This is a genomic window from Erwinia phyllosphaerae, assembly GCF_019132875.1.
In the GTDB taxonomy this organism is placed as follows: Bacteria; Pseudomonadota; Gammaproteobacteria; order Enterobacterales; family Enterobacteriaceae; genus Erwinia; species Erwinia phyllosphaerae.
This window is the reverse complement of record NZ_JAHSPF010000001.1, coordinates 507,647-522,754: the sequence shown is the minus strand read 5'-3', so window position 1 is coordinate 522,754 and position 15,108 is coordinate 507,647. Positions and strand designations below refer to the sequence as shown.

General features: G+C 54.7%; 13 protein-coding genes, 1 pseudogene and 1 riboswitch. Of the genes and pseudogenes, 6 read left to right on the top strand and 8 right to left on the bottom strand.

The genetic code is table 11. The features are described from left to right. Nucleotides 1-101: 101 nt before the first annotated feature. From mglB to mglC, 3 genes are all read left to right on the top strand, one after another. The gene (gene mglB / locus KUE00_RS02265) at nucleotides 102-1,094 is read left to right on the top strand and encodes a galactose/glucose ABC transporter substrate-binding protein MglB (RefSeq protein WP_246757862.1); all 993 of its coding nucleotides are present in this window, start codon (nucleotides 102-104) and stop codon (nucleotides 1,092-1,094) included. A gap of 79 nt (nucleotides 1,095-1,173) precedes the next feature. Continuing rightward, the gene (gene mglA, locus KUE00_RS02260) at nucleotides 1,174-2,682 is read left to right on the top strand and encodes a galactose/methyl galactoside ABC transporter ATP-binding protein MglA (RefSeq protein ID WP_281434438.1); all 1,509 of its coding nucleotides are present in this window, start codon (nucleotides 1,174-1,176) and stop codon (nucleotides 2,680-2,682) included. 19 nt (nucleotides 2,683-2,701) lie between these two features. After that, the gene (gene mglC, locus KUE00_RS02255) at nucleotides 2,702-3,712 is read left to right on the top strand and encodes a galactose/methyl galactoside ABC transporter permease MglC (RefSeq protein WP_246757861.1); all 1,011 of its coding nucleotides are present in this window, start codon (nucleotides 2,702-2,704) and stop codon (nucleotides 3,710-3,712) included. Nucleotides 3,713-4,216: 504 nt separating this feature from the next. Here mglC and sanA read toward each other — a convergent pair. The 6 genes and pseudogenes from sanA to metG form a co-directional block, all read right to left on the bottom strand. Then, nucleotides 4,217-4,924: pseudogene (sanA, locus tag KUE00_RS02250) on the bottom strand (outer membrane permeability protein SanA); the annotation flags it as partial. 150 nt (nucleotides 4,925-5,074) lie between these two features. Further along, nucleotides 5,075-6,772: an NAD-dependent malic enzyme gene (locus KUE00_RS02245; RefSeq protein WP_246757859.1), complete on the bottom strand. Its 1,698-nt coding sequence runs from the start codon at nucleotides 6,770-6,772 to the stop codon at nucleotides 5,075-5,077. Nucleotides 6,773-6,903: 131 nt separating this feature from the next. Further along, nucleotides 6,904-7,785, bottom strand: coding sequence for a cytidine deaminase (gene cdd / locus KUE00_RS02240; RefSeq protein ID WP_246757858.1), 882 nt, complete (start codon nucleotides 7,783-7,785; stop codon nucleotides 6,904-6,906). 126 nt (nucleotides 7,786-7,911) lie between these two features. After that, entirely contained in the window at nucleotides 7,912-8,604 is a 693-nt protein-coding gene (locus KUE00_RS02235) for a CidB/LrgB family autolysis modulator (RefSeq protein ID WP_246757857.1), read from the bottom strand. Then, nucleotides 8,597-8,983, bottom strand: a complete 387-nt coding sequence (locus KUE00_RS02230; RefSeq protein WP_246757856.1) for a CidA/LrgA family protein — start codon at nucleotides 8,981-8,983, stop codon at nucleotides 8,597-8,599. Before KUE00_RS02230 ends, KUE00_RS02235 begins: the two co-directional genes overlap by 8 nt. Nucleotides 8,984-9,098: 115 nt before the next feature. Continuing rightward, nucleotides 9,099-11,132 carry a methionine--tRNA ligase gene (gene metG / locus KUE00_RS02225; protein ID WP_246757855.1) on the bottom strand — a complete coding sequence of 678 codons (2,034 nt, stop codon included), beginning with the start codon at nucleotides 11,130-11,132 and terminating at the stop codon, nucleotides 9,099-9,101. A gap of 162 nt (nucleotides 11,133-11,294) precedes the next feature. On the opposite strand from metG, the gene apbC reads away from it, so the two are divergent. After that, complete coding sequence (gene apbC / locus KUE00_RS02220; RefSeq protein WP_246757854.1) at nucleotides 11,295-12,401, top strand: iron-sulfur cluster carrier protein ApbC; 1,107 nt, start codon at nucleotides 11,295-11,297, stop codon at nucleotides 12,399-12,401. A gap of 75 nt (nucleotides 12,402-12,476) precedes the next feature. On the opposite strand, the gene KUE00_RS02215 is transcribed toward apbC, so the two are convergent. Beyond that, on the bottom strand, nucleotides 12,477-12,899 hold the full coding sequence (locus tag KUE00_RS02215; protein WP_246758074.1) for a GNAT family N-acetyltransferase: 423 nt from the start codon (nucleotides 12,897-12,899) through the stop codon (nucleotides 12,477-12,479). 2 nt (nucleotides 12,900-12,901) lie between these two features. Then, a complete protein-coding gene (locus KUE00_RS02210; RefSeq protein ID WP_246757853.1) occupies nucleotides 12,902-13,156 on the bottom strand; it encodes a hypothetical protein in 255 nt (84 codons plus the stop codon). 227 nt (nucleotides 13,157-13,383) lie between these two features. Further along, a riboswitch (TPP riboswitch) is annotated at nucleotides 13,384-13,486 on the top strand. 32 nt (nucleotides 13,487-13,518) lie between these two features. On the opposite strand from KUE00_RS02210, the gene thiM reads away from it, so the two are divergent. Both thiM and thiD read left to right on the top strand, forming a co-directional pair. Beyond that, nucleotides 13,519-14,307: a hydroxyethylthiazole kinase gene (gene thiM / locus KUE00_RS02205; RefSeq protein ID WP_246757852.1), complete on the top strand. Its 789-nt coding sequence runs from the start codon at nucleotides 13,519-13,521 to the stop codon at nucleotides 14,305-14,307. Continuing rightward, a complete protein-coding gene (gene thiD, locus KUE00_RS02200; RefSeq protein ID WP_246757851.1) occupies nucleotides 14,304-15,101 on the top strand; it encodes a bifunctional hydroxymethylpyrimidine kinase/phosphomethylpyrimidine kinase in 798 nt (265 codons plus the stop codon). Before thiM ends, thiD begins: the two co-directional genes overlap by 4 nt. The last annotated feature ends 7 nt before the right edge of the window (nucleotides 15,102-15,108 follow it).

Here is a 15,108-nt window from a genome sequence, read left to right as displayed (position 1 = left end):
TCACTAAGATGGCCGTGCCTGGCCGGGAGATAACGAAAAAAAACGCCAGGCCTGCCTGTGGACGACACGCAAACCGACCCTACAAAGAACCGGAGAGAACAATGAAGAAGGTATTTACCCTCACTACCCTGGTTGCCAGCATGATGTTTGGCGCAACGGCGCACGCTGCCGATACCCGCATTGGCGTGACTATCTACAAATATGACGACAACTTTATGTCTGTCGTGCGCAAAGATATCGAGAAAGAAGCAAAAAACAGCAGCGGCGTTCAGCTGCTGATGAACGACTCGCAGAACAGTCAGTCAACGCAGAACGACCAGATTGACGTCATGGTAGCCAAAGGCGTTAAGGCGCTGGCAATTAACCTCGTCGACCCTTCTGCCGCTGCGGTCGTGATCAGCAAAGCAAAAGCTAACGATATCCCTATTGTTTTCTTTAACAAAGAACCGTCTGCCAAAGCGCTGGCCAGCTACGACAAAGCTTACTATGTCGGCACCGACTCCAAAGAGTCTGGCGTTAAGCAGGGCGAGCTGATTGAGAAACACTGGAAGGCGAATGCTAACTGGGATCTGAACAAAGATGGCGTTGTGCAGTTTGTACTGCTGAAGGGCGAGCCAGGACATCCGGATGCGGAAGCACGTACCAAATATGTCATCGAGACGTTGAACAAAGATGGTCTGAAAACGCAGCAGCTGCACATGGATACCGCCATGTGGGATACCGCCCAGGCTAAAGACAAAATGGACGCCTGGCTCTCTGGTCCAAACGGCAACAAAATCGAAGTGGTCATTGCCAACAACGACGCGATGGCAATGGGCGCGGTAGAAGCGCTGAAGGCGCATAACAAATCTTCCGTTCCAGTCTTCGGCGTGGATGCGCTGCCGGAAGCGCTGGCAATGGTGAAGTCGGGCGCAATGGCGGGTACCGTGCTGAACGATGCCGAAAACCAGGCGAAGGCCACCTTTGATATGGCGAAAAACCTGGCGGCGGGCAAACCGGCCACAGAAGGTACTAACTATAAGCTGGATGGCAAAGTAGTGCGCGTGGCGTACGTGCCGGTTGATAAAGACAACCTCGCCCAGATCAGTAAATAAACAGCCGGGCGCAACCGCGCCTGTTACCGGGTCTGCCAGCGGGCAGGCCCGACCGGACAACGATCGGTCAGGTAGAATTATGAGCAGCGATCAGGGGCAGTACCTGCTGGAAATGACTAACGTCAGCAAATCCTTCCCGGGCGTCAAGGCATTAGATAACGTTAATTTGAAAATCCGTCCCCATTCCGTGCATGCGCTGATGGGAGAAAACGGTGCAGGAAAATCGACGCTATTAAAATGCCTGTTCGGTATTTACAGCAAAGACACGGGAAATATCGTTTTTCAGGGCAAGGAAATAGATTTTAAAAGCTCGAAAGAAGCGCTGGAAAACGGCGTTTCTATGGTGCATCAGGAATTAAACCTGGTCCTGCAACGTACGGTAATGGATAACATGTGGCTGGGACGTTATCCGCGTAAAGGTTTTTTCGTCGATCACGAAAAGATGTATCAGGATACCAAAGCCATATTTGACGAGCTGGATATCGATATCGATCCACGCGATAAGGTGATTTCGCTTTCCGTTTCACAAATGCAGATGATAGAAATCGCCAAGGCGTTCTCCTATGATGCAAAAATTGTCATTATGGACGAGCCGACGTCATCATTAACGGAAAAAGAGGTGAACCATCTGTTCACTATTATCCGGAAATTAAAAGATCGCGGCTGCGGTATCGTTTATATTTCGCATAAAATGGAAGAGATCTTCCAGCTTTGCGATGAAATTACTATCCTGCGCGACGGCCAGTGGATCGCCACCCAGCCGCTTGAAGGGCTGGATATGGATAAGATCATCGCCATGATGGTAGGCCGTTCGCTGAACCAGCGTTTTCCGGACAAAACCAACGTGCCGGGCGAAACCATTCTGGAGGTGCGTAATCTGACCTCGCTGCGCCAGCCGTCTATCCGCGACATCTCCTTCGATCTGCGCAAAGGCGAAATCCTTGGCGTGGCGGGCCTGGTAGGCGCAAAGCGTACCGATATCGTTGAAACGCTGTTTGGCATTCGCGAAAAGTCAGGCGGCACTATTAAGCTGCACGGCAAAAAAATTAACAACAATTCGGCAAACGAAGCCATTAATCACGGCTTTGCGCTGGTGACGGAAGAGCGGCGCGCGACAGGGATCTACGCCTTTCTGGATATCGGCTTTAACTCGCTAATTTCTAATATTCGTAAATATAAAAACTCTATCGGCCTGTTAGATAATAACCGGATGAAAAGCGATACCCAGTGGGTGATTGACGCGATGCGGGTAAAAACGCCGGGTCATGCAACTTCTATCGGTTCTTTATCTGGCGGTAACCAGCAAAAAGTTATTATTGGCCGCTGGCTGTTAACCCAGCCGGAAATACTGATGCTGGATGAGCCAACACGCGGCATCGACGTTGGCGCAAAATTCGAAATTTACCAGCTTATTTCCGATCTGGCGAAGAAAGAGAAGGGTATTATTATTATCTCCTCTGAAATGCCTGAGCTGTTGGGTATTACCGACAGGATTCTGGTCATGAGCAACGGGATGGTTGCCGGTATTGTCGACACAAAAACCACCACGCAAAACGAAATATTACGTTTAGCATCGAAGCACCTTTAATGAGGTAAGGGCAGTTATCATGAAAGCTGTGAATAAAAAGAATGCGCTCACCTGGCTAAAAGAAGGTGGAATCTATGTGGTATTGCTGGTACTGCTGGCGATTATTATTTTCCAGGACCCAACGTTTTTAAGTTTAATGAACCTGAGTAATATTTTAACCCAGTCTTCCGTGCGCATTATTATTGCGCTTGGCGTGGCCGGGCTTATCGTCACTCAGGGTACCGACCTTTCTGCCGGACGCCAGGTTGGCTTAGCCGCGGTTGTAGCCGCGACGCTGCTGCAGGCAATGGATAACGCGAATAAAGTGTTTCCACATCTGGATACCGTGCCTATTCCACTGGTGATTTTGATTGTTTGCGTGGTGGGTGGTCTGATTGGCCTGGTGAACGGCCTGATTATTGCCTACCTGAAGGTAACGCCTTTTATTACCACGCTGGGCACGATGATTATCGTTTACGGTATCAACTCGCTCTATTACGATTACGTTGGCGCTTCGCCGATTGCCGGTTTTGATGAGAAATTCTCGACGTTTGCCCAGGGCTTTATTCGCATGGGCGACTTCAAGCTTTCTTACATTACCTTCTATGCGCTGATCGCTATCTTCTTCGTGTGGGTTCTGTGGAATAAAACCCGCTTTGGCAAAAACATTTTTGCCATCGGCGGTAACCCGGAAGCGGCTAAGGTTTCAGGTGTAAACGTTAACTTCAACCTGATCCTGATCTATGCGCTTTCCGGCGTGTTCTATGCCTTCGGCGGTATGCTGGAGGCGGGACGCATCGGCTCGGCCACCAACAACCTGGGCTTTATGTATGAGCTGGACGCTATCGCGGCCTGCGTAGTCGGCGGCGTCTCCTTTGCTGGCGGTGTCGGCACCGTAGCGGGCGTGGTGACCGGCGTTATCATCTTTACCGTCATCAACTACGGCCTGACCTACATCGGCGTGAACCCTTACTGGCAGTACATTATCAAAGGCGGCATTATTATCTTCGCCGTAGCGCTGGATTCACTGAAATACGCGCGTAAGAAGTAACGTTTTATGCAATGAACCGGGCCAGACGGCAAACCGTCTGGCCTTTTTTACGTCTGGTGCCAGCATAACGGGATTCTTGCTGATGGCGCGCACGCCCGCTGTAGGTTTATAGAAAAGAGGATGAAGAATAATAACGGCAGGATGGTCTGTTAATTGCTGTTGCTGTTGCTGTTGCTGCTACTGTTGTTGCTGTTGTTGCTGTTGTTGCTGTTGTTGCTGTTGTTGCTGTTGTTGCTGTTGTTGCTGTTGTTGCTGTTGTTGCTGCTGTTGCTGTTGCTGCTGTTGCTGTTGCTGTTGTTGCTATTGCTGTTGTTGCTATTGTTATTGCTATTGCTATTGCTATTGCTATTGCTATTGCTATTGCTGTTGTTACTGCTGTTGCTGCTGTTGCTGCTGTTGCTGCTGTTGCTGCTGTTGCTGCTGTTGCTGCTGTTGCTGCTGTTGCTGCTGCTGTTGCTGTTGCTGCGGCTCGGGTGGTTTTTGCTGACGGGCGTCAGCCTTCATTTTTTGTTCCAGCTCCAGCAGCTGTTCCGGGGTAACGGCCGGATAGCTTTGCGCATCTTCCGGCACCTCGTGCCGCGCCGGAATCGGCACCAGCGGCCCTAAAAATCGTGGTTCGCGCTTCATCAGGTACAGGTCAGCCAGCGCGCCCAGGCGAGCTGCCACTTCTCTTATACGAATATTCAGCATGTTTTTGGGCGAAGGCACCGCGTAGCACTGCGCCTGGATGCCCATATGCAGCGCAATAAACAGCGCGCGCTCACAGTGGAAACGCTGGGTAATAATAATGAAATCGTTAGTATCAAACACTTTACGCGTGCGCACGATGGAATCCAGCGTGCGGAAACCCGCATAGTCCAGCACGATATCGGCCGGTGCTACGCCTGCGGCAATCAGATCGCGGCGCATGGTCATCGGCTCATTGTAGCTCTGCTGCGCATTGTCGCCGCTCAGCAGCAGATAGTTAATCTTGCCGCTGTTATAGGCGTTAAGCGCGCCCTGCATGCGGTACAGATAATACTGGTTGATGACGCCGGTACGGTAATATTTGGCGGTGCCGAGCACCACGCCTACCTGGCGGTGCGGCAGCGAGCGCAGATTATCATAGACGTAGGGTGCCGTTTTTACGCTTATCCAGCGGTCCAGGCCGAGCGCGGCTAAGACCATCAAAGTAATGATGATCAACAGACCGTAAATCAAGCGTTTTAGCATGCCGGACGGTACTCAGACTTAAGCGTAAAGGGTGGCTCAAGGCTACTTTACAAGGCGAGGTGAAGCAAGCGGCAGCGCACCGGCTGGCGGCTTTTTGCGCAGCGGCTCGCAGAAGTGGAAAAGCCGGGCGCAAAGGCCCGGCAACCGTCCTCAGATTGAGGTGCGGCGATAGTTACGGTATTGCGGTAGCCAGAAGTTAGCGGCAATGGCACGCGAAAGCACATCTTCCGACGTGACCACCGCTACGCCTGCCAGCTGGGCGGCTTTGCCCACGGCCATCGCGATAACTTTCGAAACGCCCTGAATATCTTTCACTTCAGGCAGTACCGCACCCGCGCCGTCGTTCACCAGCGGCGAGCAGTCTGCCAGCGCGCGACTGGCGGCCATCAGCATGCTGTCGGTAACGCGAGTTGCGCCGGAGGCGATCACGCCCAGACCAATACCAGGGAAAATGTAGGAGTTGTTGCACTGCGCGATAGGGAAAGTTTTTTCTTTCCAGGTCACAGGTGCAAACGGACTGCCGGTGGCGACCAGCGCCGCGCCGTCGGTCCATTCCAGAATGTCCTGCGGCGTCGCTTCCACGCGAGAAGTCGGGTTAGACAGCGGCATCACGATAGGACGCGCGCAGTGCTTATGCATCTCGCGAATGATTTCTTCGCTGAACAGGCCGGGCTGACCGGAAACGCCAATCAGGATATCCGGGCGGGCGTTGCGCACCACGTCCAGTAGCGACAGCGAATCAGAGGCGGAATCCCAGCTGTGCAGATTTTCACTTTTCTGTACCAGCTTGCTCTGGAAGCCCAGCAGGTTTGGCTGCTTGTCGGTCAGCAGGCCGAAGCGGTCCACCATAAAGACGCGGGCGCGAGCTTCCTCGTCGCTCAGGCCTTCCGATTTCATCTGGGCGATGATCTGTTCAGCGATGCCGCATCCCGCGGAGCCTGCACCCAGGAAGACAACCTTCTGCTCGCTCATTTTGCTGCCTGCCGCGCGGCTGGCGGCGATCAGCGTGCCAAGCGTAACGGCTGCGGTGCCCTGAATATCGTCGTTAAAGCAGCACACCTCGTCACGGTAGCGTTCCAGCAGTGGCATCGCATTCTTTTGTGCAAAGTCTTCAAACTGCAGCAGCACGTTCGGCCAGCGGCTTTTTACCGCCTGAATAAATTCGTTAACGAAGTTGTCATACTCTTCGCCGGTGATGCGCGGATGACGCCAGCCCATATAAAGCGGATCGTTGAGCAGCTGCTGGTTGTTGGTGCCGACATCCAGCACCACCGGCAGCGTATAGGCCGGACTGATGCCGCCGCAGGCGGTATAGAGCGACAGCTTACCGATTGGAATCCCCATGCCGCCGATGCCCTGGTCGCCCAGGCCCAGAATGCGTTCGCCATCCGTCACCACGATAACCTTCACGTTTTGCTTGGTGGCGTTTTGCAGCATATCTTCAATGCTGGCGCGGTTAGGGTAGGAGATAAACAGCCCGCGCGCACGACGATAAATTTCTGAGAAGTGTTCACAGGCCGCGCCGACGGTTGGGGTGTAGATAATCGGCATCATCTCTTCCAGATGATTGTCCAGCAGGCGGTAAAACAGCGTTTCGTTGGTGTCCTGGATATTACGCAGATAGACGTGCTTATCGTTGGCGTTTTTAAAATCCTGGAACTGGCGCCAGGCGCGCTGGGCCTGCTCTTCAATGGTTTCAACCGTTTCCGGCAGCAGGCCGTTCAGGTTGAAATCGTTACGCTCTTCAACGGAGAAGGCGCTGCCTTTATTGAGTAACGGAAATTCCAGCAGGATAGGGCCAGCGTAGGGGATATAGAGTGAACGCTTGTTTTCGTAGTCGAGTTCCATGTCATTAATGCTCGTCAGGATCGGAATGGTGTGGCCCAATCCTAAAATAATTCATCTGAAAGTACAGCTTTTGTTAACAGCTGATAACAAAAGCCCTCAATTTTCAATAACAAAAAACGCAACGCCAGCGGTCAGCTTAACGGAATAGTTTGCAGGCTGGCACAGCCGAGCGCCTGGAGAGTCGCGGCCGTCGCCTGACGCTGAATCACCCGTGCATCCGGTTCTTCTGCCAGAACAGCGCGCTGAATTTGCTTCACGTCGTAACCGGCCATGTTCAGCAGGATCAGCGCGGCCTGTAGCGGCGGCAGCGTCGGGTTAAAAGCCGCGTTTTCCGCATAGCTGCCTGCGAAGATAGCGCCATCGGCCATCTGTAGCGCAACGCCGCTTAGCGCCTGAGAATAAGGTGCATGGCTGCGGTTTGCGGCTTCCAGCGCGGCTTTGCAAAGCTCGTCGCCTTTAATCAGTAAATTATGGTCAACGTCATCCAGCAGCAGCGTTTTGATAGCCAAATCGCGTGGGCCAAAAGCATCCGGCAGATAGTCGCCCAGCGTGGCCGGCTCGCGTCCCGGCAGGTGAATACGTAAATGCGTACCGCTGTTCAGTTCATTCATAAACTGACGGCAGTGGCCGCATGGCGTGTAGTTAACGGTGATGGCTTCCAGCGCCCCCTCGCCGCGCAGCCAGGCGTGTGTAACCGCGCTTTGCTCGGCATGCACCGTTTGCTGCATCGTTGCGCCGCTGAACTCCATATTGGCCCCAAAGTAAAGATGGCCGCTTTTGCCCAGCGCCAGCGCGCCAACGTTAAAACTGGAAAGCGGCGCAACGGCACAGGCTGCCGCCAGCGGGAGCAGCGCGAAGGTCAGCTCACGATTATCCAGGCCGGTTTGCGCTCTGATTTCATCCATCTGCGCTGGCGTAAAGAATGCCGGAAAATCGTCGGCCAGTACGGGCTGTAGCGCATCTTGCAACACGGTTGGCAAGGTGGCAAAAGCAGTATGAAAACGTGATTGCATAGGGGCTTCTCTTTCGTGAACGGCCGCTTATTCTGGCGGGCGGGTTCGGTAATGTATGTGATTATAATCACATACATTATGTAATTTATGAAAGAGAGCTGTGAAATGCGCGACTTATCGCAAGTTTTAGCGCCATAAATGCATCATCAGCGGATACAAAAGCGGCGCGAGCAAGGATGTGATAATGCCGCAAATCACCAGCGCCAGCGAGCTGTAGGCCCCTTCCTGATAATCCAGCTCCGAGCAGCGCGCCGTGCCTAATGCGTGAGAAGCATTGCCAATTGCCAGCCCGCGTGAGGCTTTGCTACGAATTTTCAGCAGGTTCAGCAGCATATGGCCAAATACCGCGCCCAGCACGCCCGCTATCAGCACGCAAATGGCGCTAATGGCCGGAATGCCGCCCAGCGTGGCCGAGACCGCCATGGCAATAGGCGTTGTCACCGACTTGGGCATAATAGTAGCGGCAATTTGCGGGGTAGCGCCCATCCACAAAGCGATAGCCGTACCGGAAATCATCGCCGTCATGCTGCCGATAAAGCAGACGCCGATAATCGATTTCCAGCGCGCCCGAATCTGGTGCATCTGTTCATACAGCGGAAGCGCCAGCGCTACCACGGCGGGTTGCAACAGCTGGTTGAGGATGGCGCTGCCCTGAAAGTAGCGGGCGTAAGGCATCTGCATTAGCAGCAGCAGTGGAATAATTACCGCCATAGAGATCAGCAGCGGATTCAGCAGCGATATTTTCACCTTTGCCGCCAGCCGACGCGCGCCGAAAAAGACCAGCAGCGTTAGCGGCAGCGACCACCATATATCACTCATCGGCCGCTCCCTTTACCTTGCCGTGCAGCTTATGTGAAACCAGGCCTACGGTTAGCAGCACGATAAAAGTACTGGCCACGCAGGAAACCACGATGGGGCCAAACTGCGCGCTTAGCACGTCGGTATAGCCCATTACGCCGACGCTTATCGGCACAAACAGCAGCGCCATATAGCGTATCAGCAGCAGGCTACCGGGTCTGACCCAGTCGGGCGGCAGCAGTTGGAAAGCCATCAGGAAAAACAGAATGAGCATGCCGATAATACTGCCCGGTACGGCAAAAGGAAGCAGTGCGGCAAGCGCATTTCCGGCATAGAGGCAGAGATAGATAATCAAAAAAGCGCGCAGGTAGCGCCAGACGGCTAACAGTGCGGTACGCATGATAAGCTCCTGTTTTTCAGCGCGTTAATCATACGATTAAAAGAATAAGCGGGCTACCCGTAACAGCGGGCCAGGCAACAATAAAGCGGGCGAAAATTTCGCCCGCCAGCCTGTATTATTTTACCTGCATGCCGGGCTGCGCGCCGCTGTCCGGGCTGAGCAGGAAGATATCCTTGCCGCCAGGGCCTGCCGCCATCACCATGCCTTCCGAAATGCCAAAGCGCATCTTACGCGGTGCCAGGTTGGCCACCATCATCGTCATGCGGCCAATCAGCACTGACGGATCGGGATAGGCGGTACGGATGCCGGAGAGAATGTTACGCGTTTCGCCGCCCAGATCCAGCGTCAGGCGCAGCAGCTTGTCCGATCCCTCTACAAACTCGGCGTTCTGGATCAGGGCAATACGCATATCTACCTTAGCGAAATCATCAAAAGTGATGGTATCAGCAACAGGAGCGTCCGCCAGTGGGCCAGTGACGGCTGGTTTGTTCGCCGCTGCGGCATCTTCTTTCGAAGCCTCGATCAGCGCGTTCACCTTGTCCATCTCTACGCGGCTGTAAAGCGCTTTAAATGCAGAAATAGAGTGATCCAACAGCGGCTGCTCAATGCCGTCCCAGCGCAGTTCCTGGTTCAGGAAAGCTTCGGTGCGCTCGCTTAATGACGGCAGCACCGGCTTCAGCCACGTCATCAGCACACGGAACATATTAATACCCATTGAGCAGATAGCCTGCAGATCGGCGTCGCGGCCTTCCTGCTTTGCCACGACCCATGGTGCCTGTTCGTCTACGTAGCGGTTCGCCACGTCCGCCATCGCCATGATTTCACGCACGGCGCGACCAAACTCGCGGCTCTGCCAGGCATCCGCAATGCTGGCTGAAGCGTCGACGAATGACTGATAAAGCGCAGGATCGGCCAGTTCGGCAGAGAGCCTGCCGTCAAAGCGCTTGTTAATAAATCCGGCGTTACGGGAAGCCAGATTCACCACTTTATTGACGATATCAGCATTCACGCGCTGGACGAAATCTTCCAGGTTCAGGTCAATGTCGTCGATGCGTGAGGAAAGCTTGGCCGCGTAGTAGTAGCGCAGGCTGTCGGCATCCAGATGATTAAGCCAGGTGCTGGCCTTAATAAAGGTGCCGCGCGATTTTGACATTTTCGCGCCGTTTACCGTGACGTAGCCGTGAACAAACAGGTTGGTCGGTTTACGGAAGTTGCTGCCTTCCAGCATGGCCGGCCAGAACAGGCTATGGAAGTAAACGATGTCTTTACCGATAAAGTGATACAGCTCGGCGTCAGAATCTTTTTTCCAGAAGGCGTCGAAATCGATGTCGCCGCGCTTGTCGCACAGGTTTTTAAACGAGCCCATGTAGCCGATTGGCGCATCCAGCCAGACGTAGAAATATTTGCCGGGCGCACCAGGGATTTCAAAACCGAAGTAGGGCGCATCGCGGGAAATATCCCACTGCTGCAGTCCTGATTCAAACCACTCCTGCATCTTGTTGGCAACCTGCTCCTGCAGCGCGCCGGAACGCGTCCAGGCCTGCAGCATGGCGCTGAACTCTGGCAGATCGAAGAAGAAGTGCTCAGAGTCGCGCAGCACCGGCGTCGCGCCGGAAACCACGGATTTTGGATCGATAAGCTCGGTTGGGCTATAGGTCGCGCTGCACACTTCACAGTTATCGCCGTACTGATCTGGCGACTTACATTTCGGGCAGGTGCCTTTAACAAAGCGATCCGGCAAGAACATGCCTTTTTCCGGATCGAAAAGCTGGGAAATAGTGCGGTTCTTAATGAAACCGTTCTCTTTCAAGCGGGTATAGATCAGCTCGGACAGCTCGCGGTTTTCATCGCTGTGCGTGGAGTGATAGTTATCGTAGCTGATGTTAAAACCGGCAAAATCAGTCTGATGTTCCTGACTCATTTCGGCAATCATCTGCTCGGGAGCGATGCCCATCTGCTGAGCTTTCAGCATAATCGGCGTGCCGTGCGCGTCATCCGCACAGATGAAGTAAACCTGATTGCCGCGCATTCGCTGGTAACGGACCCAAATATCTGCCTGGATGTGCTCGAGCATGTGGCCAAGATGAATAGAACCGTTGGCGTAAGGGAGTGCGCACGTTACCAATATTTTTTTCGCGACTTGAGTCATAGTGAGACTTGTTATACCTGTTTAAAAGAGGGAATGGCGATGTTACCCGAAAGGTCCGGCCTGCGTAAACAACGCCGCGCCGCACATGCCGTTTTTTGATGCCTTCCGCTTCAGCCCGGATCTGATATGCTTTTCCCCACGCCAAATAAAAAAGGAGCCGGGATGATGCCACAGTCCCAACATTCACCGGAGGCGCTGCGCGCTATGGTGATGGGTGTTTTGACCACCTTTGAACACCCGACGCTGCAACGCAATCTGACCGCGCTAAAGGCGCTACACCACTGCGCGATGCTGGACAATACCCTGCATATTGAGCTGCTGATGCCTTTTGCATGGCACAGCGGATTCGAAGCGCTGCAGGAGCGCGCCAGCGCCGAACTGCTGCGCCTCACCAGCGCTACCGCCATCAGCTGGAAGCTAAACCACGATATTGCCACGCTAAAAAGAGTAAAAAATCAGCCTGGCGTTAACGGCGTGAAAAATATTATCGCCGTCAGCTCTGGCAAAGGCGGCGTGGGCAAATCAAGCACGGCGGTAAACCTGGCGCTGGCGCTGGCGGCTGAAGGCGCCAAAGTCGGTCTGCTGGATGCGGATATTTATGGCCCGTCGATACCCGATATGCTCGGCACGCAGCATGAGCGTCCTGGTTCGCCCGATGGTAAACACATGACGCCGATTATGGCACACGGGCTGGCTACCAATTCCATTGGCTATCTGGTCACTGACGATAACGCGATGGTCTGGCGCGGGCCAATGGCGAGCAAGGCGCTTATGCAGCTGCTGAACGAGACGATGTGGCCGGAGCTGGACTATCTGGTGCTGGATATGCCGCCGGGCACGGGCGATATACAGCTGACGCTGGCGCAGAATGTACCGGTAACCGGGGCGGTGGTGGTGACGACGCCGCAGGATATCGCGCTGATCGACGCCCGCAAAGGCATCGTGATGTTTGAAAAAGTCAGCGTACCGGTGTTGGGCATCGTGGAAAACATGAGCGTGCACGTTTGCAGCAACTGCGGCCATCACGAGCCAATTTTCGGCAGCGGCGGCGCGGCCATACTGGCAGAGCAGTACCACACGCGTTTACTGAGCCAGCTTCCGCTGCACATCACGCTGCGTGAAGATCTGGACGATGGCGAGCCAACGGTAGTGCGTCGCCCGGACAGCGAATTCACCTGGCTCTATCGCCAGCTGGCAGGCCAGATCGCCGCTCAGCTTTACTGGCAGGGCGAGGTGATTCCGGATGATATCGCTATCCGCGTGGTGTAACGGGGCACAGGAAGATTTAACCCGCAGCGCGAGCCAGACAGGCGTTTAAAGGGCGAAGCAGTTCGCCCTTTTTACTTACAGCACGTAGTGCAGCAGCAAATATTCACCCTGTTCACCTTCGCCGCTGCTGATAATCTGCCAGCCGTGGCGCTGATAAAAAGCCAGTGCGGGCTTATTAGCCTTCAGGCATTTTAATGCCCCGGTAGAGGTAAAGCTTTTCTGGACGGCCTCCAGCAGCTCGCTGCCGATGCCCTGACGCTGCCTGTCCGGATCAACAAACAGGCTATGCAAGAAGTTATCGGCTGGCAGCAGCGCGGCAAAGCCGGTGCGATGACCATCATGTTCCGCGACCAGAATCCGTTCGCCGAGCGTGACGCGGTCAAAATCTTCCAGCTGCCACTCGCTGGCATCAAGCCAGTGCCAGTTTGCTTTTCTTGCCGCCAGAAACAGCGTGCGCAAAAACGGGCGGTCGGCCTCTTCAAAAGCGCGGATCGTCATCATTATTCTCCCCAGACCGGCTTTACATGCCTTTCGCTTTCAATACCGGTTCCCCGGTAATCATAATCGATTTTTCCGGCCTCAAAGAGCTGATCCAGCAGCCTGAAGTTGTCCGGCGGCGTTACGTTGCAGCGGCTGTTAAGCAAGGTATCCTGGATCGTAAACGAGCGATCGCCTCGGGCTATCTGATGCAGGTAGCGCAGCATTTGCAGTGCTGCGACGCTAATACCGTATTGTTCATTAAGCGGTCTTGTCATCTTACTTCTCGTTGCTTGCCCTGTTTTACTCTCAGATTAGCGGATGGCGGGACTTTAACAAAAAGCGTCAGCGAGGGACATTGCCACAAGAGAAAACCTGCGGCGGTTGGTGAAGCGAAATCCGCTATGGGTCATTTAACGTCCCTGAAAACAGCGGCTGGCGGCGTTATCCGGCGCGGCGTGAAAGCTTGCGTTAAAGCCAACACTTCCCTATGCTGCAAAGCTTGCACTATGACTCGGGGTGCCGCTTCCTTTACCGGAAAAGGCTGAGAAAAACCCGTTGAACCTGAACTGGATAATGCCAGCGGAGGGAAGTCAGATGCCTGACCGCATCGCCTTCTTGATCGCCGGTTGGGAGTATTATGATCCAACCTTCTCGCTTTACGGCCAGCCTGGCCGATTCTCTGATCCTCTTTCGCCAACGCTCGCCGCTGGTTCACTGTATGACCAATGAGGTAGTACAAAGCTTTACGGCTAATGTATTGCTGGCGCTAGGCGCTTCGCCTGCGATGGTGATTGAACCTACGGAAGCCCGACAGTTTAGTGCGATAGCCGATGCATTACTGATCAATGTGGGTACGCTTACGGTGGCACGTAGCGAGGCGATGCTGGCTGCGGTGCAAAGCGCGGCGGCGGCGGGGCGGCCATGGACGCTCGATCCGGTTGCCGTTGGCGCGCTGACTTTCCGCACTGACTTTTGCCAGCGGCTGCTGGAGTACCGTCCGGCCGCCATTCGCGGTAACGCTTCAGAGATTATGGCGCTGGCTCGACAGGCGGTTTCCGGCCGTGGTGTCGACAGCCTGCATGATTCTTCCGCTGCGCTGGAAGCTGCCGTTTTGCTTGCTCAGTCTTGTGGTGCCGTTGTCGCTGTAACAGGGGAAATTGATTACGTTACCGATGGGCAACGTCTGTTCGACATTCCCGGCGGGTCGCCTCTGATGACTCGCGTTGTGGGGACAGGCTGTGCTTTGTCTGCTGTAGTCGCGGGTTTTGCGGCATTGCCTGGCGACCGAGCCCTGAACGTTGCCAGTGCCTGCCGCGTCATGAGCCTTGCGGGTGAGTGCGCGGCCGAAGCGGCGAGCGGGCCAGGCTCGTTTGAGCCGCTGTTTCTGGATGAGCTTTACCGCCTGGTTCAGGAGGCCGCGCAATGAGAATTAATGCGCTGACTATCGCCGGTACGGATCCCAGCGGCGGGGCGGGGATCCAGGCGGATCTGAAAACTTTCTCCGCATTAGAGGCCTACGGCACCAGCGTGATTACCGCGCTGGTGGCGCAAAATACCCGTGGCGTACAGTCCGTCTACCCTATAAACGCCGACTTTGTGGCTGCACAGCTCGCTTCAGTATTAAGCGATGTTCGTATCGACAGCGTAAAAATCGGCATGTTACAGGACAGCGATATTGTTGAAACCGTAGCGGAAAGCCTGGCCTCTGCCACCATTCCGTGGCGCGTGCTGGACACCGTAATGCTGGCAAAAAGCGGCGATCCTTTGCTCTCTGAACGGGCCGTTGCCACCCTGCGCGACAGGCTGCTGCCCCAGGTTTCCCTGATCACGCCCAATCTTCCCGAAGCCGCCGCGTTGCTGGCCTGCGCGCCCGCGCGTAATGAAAACGAGATGCTGTGCCAGGGCAGAGAGCTGCTGGCGATGGGGTGTCAGGCGGTGCTGATGAAAGGCGGCCATTTGAGCGATGATGAAAGCCCGGACTGGCTGATTACCGCCGGGATGGAAGAGCGTTTTACCGCGCCGCGCGTGCCGACGAAGAATACGCACGGCACGGGCTGTACGCTTTCAGCCGCACTGGCCGCATTGCGTCCCCGCCACGAAAACTGGGTGACAACGGTACGGGAAGCCAAGCTCTGGCTACAGGGCGCTTTGCAGCAGGCCGATACGCTGGAAGTAGGAGAGGGCATTGGCCCCGTGCACCATTTTTATCGCTGGTGGTAATGCTTAG

Bases quoted from the DNA above. Each gene is read 5' to 3' on its own strand.
- thiM (WP_246757852.1), top strand. From the start codon at position 13,519: ATGATCCAACCTTCTCGCTTTACGGCCAGCCTGGCCGATTCTCTGATC.
- KUE00_RS02245 (WP_246757859.1), bottom strand. From the start codon at position 6,772: ATGGAACTCGACTACGAAAACAAGCGTTCACTCTATATCCCCTACGCT.
- thiD (WP_246757851.1), top strand. From the start codon at position 14,304: ATGAGAATTAATGCGCTGACTATCGCCGGTACGGATCCCAGCGGCGGG.
- KUE00_RS02210 (WP_246757853.1), bottom strand. From the start codon at position 13,156: ATGACAAGACCGCTTAATGAACAATACGGTATTAGCGTCGCAGCACTG.
- mglB (WP_246757862.1), top strand. From the start codon at position 102: ATGAAGAAGGTATTTACCCTCACTACCCTGGTTGCCAGCATGATGTTT.
- mglA (WP_281434438.1), top strand. From the start codon at position 1,174: ATGAGCAGCGATCAGGGGCAGTACCTGCTGGAAATGACTAACGTCAGC.
- KUE00_RS02235 (WP_246757857.1), bottom strand. From the start codon at position 8,604: ATGAGTGATATATGGTGGTCGCTGCCGCTAACGCTGCTGGTCTTTTTC.
- mglC (WP_246757861.1), top strand. From the start codon at position 2,702: ATGAAAGCTGTGAATAAAAAGAATGCGCTCACCTGGCTAAAAGAAGGT.
- KUE00_RS02215 (WP_246758074.1), bottom strand. From the start codon at position 12,899: ATGACGATCCGCGCTTTTGAAGAGGCCGACCGCCCGTTTTTGCGCACG.
- KUE00_RS02230 (WP_246757856.1), bottom strand. From the start codon at position 8,983: ATGCGTACCGCACTGTTAGCCGTCTGGCGCTACCTGCGCGCTTTTTTG.
- metG (WP_246757855.1), bottom strand. From the start codon at position 11,132: ATGACTCAAGTCGCGAAAAAAATATTGGTAACGTGCGCACTCCCTTAC.
- apbC (WP_246757854.1), top strand. From the start codon at position 11,295: ATGATGCCACAGTCCCAACATTCACCGGAGGCGCTGCGCGCTATGGTG.
- cdd (WP_246757858.1), bottom strand. From the start codon at position 7,785: ATGCAATCACGTTTTCATACTGCTTTTGCCACCTTGCCAACCGTGTTG.